1 protein-coding gene is annotated in these 238 nt (G+C 31.9%); it reads left to right on the top strand.

Annotation, left to right across the window (positions count from 1 at the left end; all coding sequences use genetic code 11):
- Positions 1-138: 138 nt before the first annotated feature.
- Positions 139-238: hypothetical protein (locus HMPREF2706_RS12435; protein WP_371106840.1), on the top strand; the 100-nt coding region annotated here is incomplete at its 3' end.

Below are 238 nucleotides of genomic sequence, written 5' to 3' on the forward strand. Positions count from 1 at the left end.
AACAAGGCTAACAATAACGAATTAGTTACTGCTAGAAATCAATTACAGGAAGCGATTAATAATCAACCTAGCACTACAGGTATGACTCAAAACTCTATTAATAATTACAATGCTAAAAAAGCTGATGCATAAAGTGCCATCAACCTAGCAAACTCAATAATTAATAATGGCGATGCTACTGTTCAACAAATTTCAGCTGAAAAAGATAAAGTTGAACAAGCTTTACAAGCATTGAATA

The organism is Staphylococcus sp. HMSC067F07 (genome assembly GCF_001837405.1).
Classification (GTDB): domain Bacteria; phylum Bacillota; class Bacilli; order Staphylococcales; family Staphylococcaceae; genus Staphylococcus; species Staphylococcus capitis.